This window comes from Bifidobacterium pongonis (assembly GCF_019331805.1).
Lineage (GTDB): Bacteria > Actinomycetota > Actinomycetes > Actinomycetales > Bifidobacteriaceae > Bifidobacterium > Bifidobacterium pongonis.
This window is the reverse complement of sequence record NZ_JAHBBE010000058.1, coordinates 1-6213: the sequence shown is the minus strand read 5'-3', so window position 1 is coordinate 6213 and position 6213 is coordinate 1. Positions and strand designations below refer to the sequence as shown.

The 6213-nt window shown below is 60.1% G+C and carries 5 protein-coding genes; 1 reads left to right on the top strand and 4 read right to left on the bottom strand.

Annotated features, from left to right (window positions below; all coding sequences use genetic code 11):
* The first annotated feature begins 336 nt into the window (after window positions 1-336).
* The gene (locus KIH75_RS10260) at window positions 337-459 is read left to right on the top strand and encodes a hypothetical protein (protein ID WP_274608113.1); all 123 of its coding nucleotides are present in this window, start codon (window positions 337-339) and stop codon (window positions 457-459) included.
* A 279-nt stretch (window positions 460-738) separates the two neighbouring features.
* Here KIH75_RS10260 and KIH75_RS09730 read toward each other — a convergent pair whose 3' ends face one another.
* The 4 genes from KIH75_RS09730 to KIH75_RS09715 all read right to left on the bottom strand — a co-directional run.
* On the bottom strand, window positions 739-2331 hold the full coding sequence (locus KIH75_RS09730; protein WP_219056505.1) for a glycoside-pentoside-hexuronide (GPH):cation symporter: 1593 nt from the start codon (window positions 2329-2331) through the stop codon (window positions 739-741).
* Window positions 2332-2606: 275 nt separating this feature from the next.
* Window positions 2607-3623 carry a LacI family DNA-binding transcriptional regulator gene (locus KIH75_RS09725; protein ID WP_219056504.1) on the bottom strand — a complete coding sequence of 339 codons (1017 nt, stop codon included), beginning with the start codon at window positions 3621-3623 and terminating at the stop codon, window positions 2607-2609.
* 382 nt (window positions 3624-4005) lie between these two features.
* The gene (locus KIH75_RS09720; RefSeq protein WP_236028245.1) at window positions 4006-5541 is read right to left on the bottom strand and encodes a glycoside-pentoside-hexuronide (GPH):cation symporter; all 1536 of its coding nucleotides are present in this window, start codon (window positions 5539-5541) and stop codon (window positions 4006-4008) included.
* A 194-nt stretch (window positions 5542-5735) separates the two neighbouring features.
* A partial coding sequence (locus tag KIH75_RS09715) for a beta-galactosidase small subunit-related protein (RefSeq protein ID WP_476695627.1) occupies window positions 5736-6213 on the bottom strand: 478 nt, incomplete at its 5' end.

Below are 6213 nucleotides of genomic sequence, written 5' to 3'. Positions count from 1 at the left end.
GGTCGGAGGAAGCCTTGGCGAGGGCGAACTGGTAGAAGCCCGGATCGACGGAGGCGAGGTTGCTGTTCAGGATCTGGTCGAGGGTGTAGTTCATTCAAGATTACCCGATAGAAATACAAAGAATTCAACGACTTCGGCATGATTATGAGCGCGAACGGACATAGACTGTAATCACAACAGAAAAGAAACGACACGATGCCGCTCAGCAAGACCGGAGAACCGGTAAGGCGGCACCCCGCGCAAGGGCACAAGACCCGAAACGCATGAGATACCAACAAGCGGCCACAGGAACGAAAAGACAAGACAAGCACACGGCCGCGCACGAAAGGAACCATCATGAAGAACAACACCCTCGACCAGATCCTGAACAGCAACCTCGCCTCCGTCGATCCGGGCTTCTACCAGTTCGCCCTCGCCAAGGCTTCCTCCGACCTGTTCAAGCGCATCCTCAACAAGTAATATCGCTTACCCACATAGGTAAAACCGGCCAGCGCCGATTCACCTTTCATACGGACTCCCAAAAGGCCGCGACTCATCAGGGTCGCGGCCTTTCCGTATTCCGTCCCTCCCCCACTACCGCCGCACCGCCATCATGCGCCCCACGCTCACCACACACCACATGCACCCCACACCACATGCAAAAGGTGGTCGATATGGACGAAATCCGAGCGGAATTCGTCCATATCGACCACCTTTTATAGGAAGGGGTCAGTTACGACATAGGGTCACGCGGTGAGGTCACGCAGTGGGAGCACCGGTGGAAGCGCCGGCCGAACCGGAACCAGCCGCATCAGCCGCGGAAGCCACACCAGCCACACCAGCGCCAGCCTCAGCGGAAGCCACATCAGCCGCAGCACCAGCCACACCAGCATCCTCATCCTCAATCTCGCCGGAAGCCAGCTTGGCCTCAAGCTCCTTGACGATCTCGTCGTGCATCTTCTCGCTGATCTTCACCTTGAAGACGAACACCAGGAGGCTGAGCACGATCAGGACGAGCGGCACGTAGAACGCGCAGGTCTTGAAGGTGTTGATGTTCGCGGCGGTCATGTCGGCGGCGGTCGCGTCACCGGTCATGCCGGCCGCGATGGCGATGAAGCCGACGATGCCGTTGGACATGGCGCCGCCGATCTTGTCAAGCATCGGGCGGACGGACAGGGTGACGGCCTCGTTGCGCTTACCGTTCTTCAGCTGGCCGTATTCGATGGAATCGGTCAGGGACAGGATCGCGGTCATCTGGATGAGCGTGCCGGGCACGTAGAAGAGGACGAGGGCGACGAACACCATGATCATGTTGTCGGCGAAGATGCCGAGCAGGATGTAGCCCGCGATCATGGAGATCATGCCGCCGATATACAGGTAGCGGCGCGGAATGCGCTTGTTCAGGATCGGGTACAGCGGCGCCATGACCAGGCCGGCGACCAGTGCGATGATGCCGGTGACGGAGTAGGCGGCCTGGTTGTCCAGCACGAACTTGAACAGGAAGATCAGCACGCCGGTGGTGGCCACGTTGGCGATGGCGTACAGCAGGTAGGACAGCGCCACCCACAGCAGCTGGTCGTTCTGGAACAGGGCCTTGAACGCCTGCAGCGGGCCGCCGTTCTTCTGGGCCTTGGAGCGCAGGGCGCTTTCGCTTTCCTTGGTGCCGAATGCGACGGACCATGCGGTCAGGATGCCGAGCAGCGCCACGATGATGCCGAAGGAGGTCCAGCCGCTCTGGCTTTCGGTGTGGGAACCGGTGAACACCCAGCTGAAGTAGGTGACGATCGGGATCACGACGACGGTGATGCCGTTGTAGCCGATGGAGCCGGTGAAGGAGCCGAGGGCGGTGTAGGTGGAACGCTCGTGCGAGTCGGACGACAGCGCCGGGATCATGCCCCAGTAGGAGATGTCGCGCAGGGAGTAGAACACGTCGAGCACGACGAAGCAGATGACGAACAGCACGATGAAGCAGGTGGTGTTCACGTTGACCAGACCGAACATGCCGGTGTAGATCAGGATGAGCAGCAGGGACGAGACCAGGCCGCCGAGGAACTGCCACGGGCGGAAGCGGCCCCACTTGGTGCTGGTGTTGTCGACGATGTTGCCCAGCAGCGGGTCGATGAAGATCTCCGCGATGCGGATGATCACGACGAGGCTGGTGATGATGCCGATCAGCTTGGCTGCGACGCCTTTTTCGACGCCGGAGAACAGACAGCTGGTCACGTACACGATGAAGTAGGTGCTCAACGCATTGTAGAAGGCGGATTGGCCGAGATTGCCGAACGCGTAGGCCACGCGCTGGCCGATTTTGCCGCGCTTGCCGCCGTTGGCGAGGGAGGTTTCGTTACCCATTGCTTCTTCTCCTTAGAAGATCTCCAAGATCATCCATTGATCCGTTACCCCAGCTTACGTCTTTTATCCACCAAAGTAAAATTGTTTACTAAACAAACAACGCACTATACTCCTGCATGACATTCAGCTAGTGTCTATCGTCTACAGGCCAACGGCAGGCAGCCTCATTGCCGCTCCGCCACCGAACCACATCTCCGCATCACGAGCGCTCAACACCCACGGCTTCAGCGTCCAAGCGTCCAAGAGCCCAAGCGCCCGAACGCCGCCGGCAACCCTCAACGCTGGGGCGCGAAACTATCCCGCACCACCAAGGGCGAGGAGATGAACGTGTGCTGCCTGACGGCACGCTTGCTGACCAGCGATTCGGCGAGCATCAGCACGGCCGCGCAGGTCAGTTCCTCCTTGTCGATGTCGTACGACGACAGCGCGGGCGACGTGTATTTCGCGACTTCCTGATTGTTGATGCTGATCACCTTGATATCGCGCGGCACCAGCACGCCTTTGGCGGCGAACGCCTGCAACATGCCCACGGCGAGCGTATCCGCCGCCACGATCACCGCATCCGGCAGGTCGTCCGCATGGTCGGCGATCATCCGCTCGCCCTGTTCACGCCCGTTGTCGACGGTGAACGGGCCGTCCGCATACACCAGCCCCACGGTGTCCAAGCCGAGCCGCGTACTCCAATTGCCGAACGCGAAACGGCGGATATCCTCGGGGTACGAGTGCTCCCCCATCATGGTTCCCGCGCCGCCGATGAACCCGATCCTCCGGCATCCGCTGGCCTTGAGCTCGTCGAGCGCGTCGAGCACGATCTGTTCAAGATCGGGCTGTACGGAATCGAACAGGTTCGGCGCGGGATTGATGTCGATGAACACGCCGTAGGGCAGTGCCTCGTGCAGTTCGCGCAGTTTATCGGGCGGCAGCACCGCGGGCCCCATCGAGATGAAACCGGCATAGTCGTGGCCGTGCGCGATGAGTTCGTCGATATCGTCGTAGATCGTCGCGTTCATGCGCTGCTTCTTGGCCTGGGCTGTCAGCACGTCGCGCAGTTCGTCGAAATACGCGTCCTGCAGGCCCTTGTCGGGGATGACATTGTTCAGGATCGCGATGTCGCGCGGAATGATGATGCGCTGGTACTGCGAGGCGTTTTCGTACCCGAGTTCGAGGCTGGCGTTCAACACCTTCTGCCGGGTGGATTCCTTGACGGAGAATGAGGGATCATCGTTGAGGATCCTCGACACCGTGGCCTGCGAGAACCCCGTGTGCTTCGCGATTTCCTTAATCGTGGCCATCGGCGCATCGCCTCCCAAACCATCGCGCCCAATTGCGCTCTATTACGCTAAATGAATTTACTTGCAACCTTAGCATGTCGCTTATGCATGTCACGGCAGCCCGCTCCCCACCTGATGCAGCGTCATAAAACCGCGCCGCGTCATAAAACCACGTCACACATAAAACACCACCGCAAAACAGCAAAAGGCCGGAACCCCTGAAAAGGGATTCCGGCCAACGCGGCAGGTCGCATACGGGAAAAGGGAGACCGTCCACGACCGCCGCGCCATCGTCACCGGGCGAGCTTAGCAATGGGACCGTTGCCCGGTGGGGTTGGAACCCGGCCCGCAAGGCTATCGTGCCGGGTTCCGTCAAGTGAGCGAGCGCTCGGATGATCGGCGATCAGCGAGCCGACGTATCACCCGCACCCGTACCGGCAGCAGCAGCACCGGCAGTCTCACCGGCAGCAGCCTGAGCGGCAGCGCCCTGAGCGCCATCGGCGGTCAGCGCATCCTTGCCCCAGGTCTTCTCCAGTTCGGCGACGATCTGCGCATGCTTCTCCTCGGTCAGCTTCACGCGGGTGAAGAAGACGATCAGGCCGATGATGATGAGCACGAACGGTGCCACGAACACGATGAGCTTGAAGTTCATCTCACCCTGGGCGCTGACGTGGTTTTCGGAACCGGCGGTCATGCCTGCGGCGACGGCGGCGAAGCCGATGACCCAGTTGGACACGGCGCCACCGAACTTGTCGAGCAGCGGGCGGACGGAGAGGGTCAGCGCCTCATCGCGGTGGCCGAGCTTGAGCTGGCCGTATTCGACGCAATCGGTGATGGTCATGAGCACCACGAGGAACACCAGCGGCTGCGGGATGAAGAACAGTTCGGCGGCGACCAGCACGAGGGCCAGGGACTTGCCGGCGAAGAAGAAGACCACGATGCCGACGAGCATGATGGCGACGCATCCGAAGAACACGTTGCGGCGGTTGAACTTCTGCGCGAGCTTCGGGAACAGCGAGACGGACACCAGGCCGACGAGGGTGTTGATGGTGGCCAGGATGGAGAACTTGCTGGCGTCGCCGAGGATGTACTGGAAGTAGTATAGTTCGGAGGCGTTCAGGATGCTCACGCCGGTGGTGTAGGCGAGGTAGGACAGGGCGATGGCCATGAGCTGATCGTTCTTGAGCAGCATACGGAACACGTCCTTGAAGCCGGTCTTGGTCTTGTTCTGACGCAGCGTGGAGTCGACCTCATGGGTGCCGAGCGCGACGCAGATCACGGACAGGATGCCGACGAGGGCCACGATGAACGCGAACCAGAACCAGCCGTTCTTGTCGCCGGAGCCGGACTTGGTGACGGAGAAGAAGAGGACGATCGGCATGATCACGACGCCGACGATGTTGCCGCCGATGGTGGAGCCGACACGGGCGAAGGTCGCGGTCTTCTCACGCTCTTCGGAGCTGAAGGTCAGGGCCGGAACCATGGACCAGAAGCTGATGTCCTTGAAGGAGTAGAAGATGTCCATCACGATGTACAGCACGGCGAAGATGCACAGGTAGAGCACGGGGTTGGACTCGTTCAGTCCGCCCATGTCGGTGAACAGCACCATCAGAATGACGGAGCTGACGACGCCGCCGCCCACGACCCACGGCTTGAACTTGCCCCACTTGGTGGTGGTGTTGTCGACCATGTTGCCGATGAACGGATCGATGAACAGTTCGACGATGCGCAGCACGGCGATGATCGTGGTGACGTACAGGATCATGCGGTTGTTGTGCGCGGTGTCCGACGAGTTGAACAGGTGCGAGGTGAGGAACATGATCAGGTACGTCGACAGCGTGGCGTAGAAGATGTCGTGTCCGAATGCACCGGTCGCATACGCGATGCGAGAGGTCATCACCTTGCTTCTTGATTGGGTTGACGAGCTTTCAGCGCTCATGGGAAGCCTCCTTGCTCCTTCATGTTGTTCCAAGTAGCACTATAGCCCTGCTTCACTAAAGCTCAGACTTTTTACTAAATTCTTTTCCTTGGAAAGAATACGTGCCGATTCTTCGGATTTTCAACGTTTTTCATACAAAAATCGGGGTTCACGCCATCAAAGCGCAAACCCCGACTGTTATTTTTTACTAAAATTCACGGTTTAATGCTGAATGCGAAATCGTGATCCTTCTGGGCGTCGATATGGAAGTCCGGCCTCACGTCGGAACCCCAGCTATCGATGCCGCCCACGCCGCGTACCGCGCCGCACACCGTGAGCACCGTACGGCGCACAGGCGGCAGCTCGTTGTGATGCGTCGCGTTCTCGATCTCCTCCGGCGTATACGGCAGGCAGGAGAACGCGAACGGCTCGCCATCCTCCGCCTGGGCGAACGTGAGCGAGAATTCATCGCGCTCGTCGCGCCTCGAATTGTCGAGCACGGAATCGCGCGTCACCGTGACCCGCTCGGTACGCATATGCATGCCGCAATCCTGCGGCACCAGGTACGGCGTGACCGGCATGCCCTCGACCGTGTACTCGCCCGGCTCGCCGCCGGCCATGCGATCGGGGTAGGTTTCGCCGGAAAGCCCGGTGTAGGTGAAACCCTTGGCCGGGGTCGGCATGATGAAACGC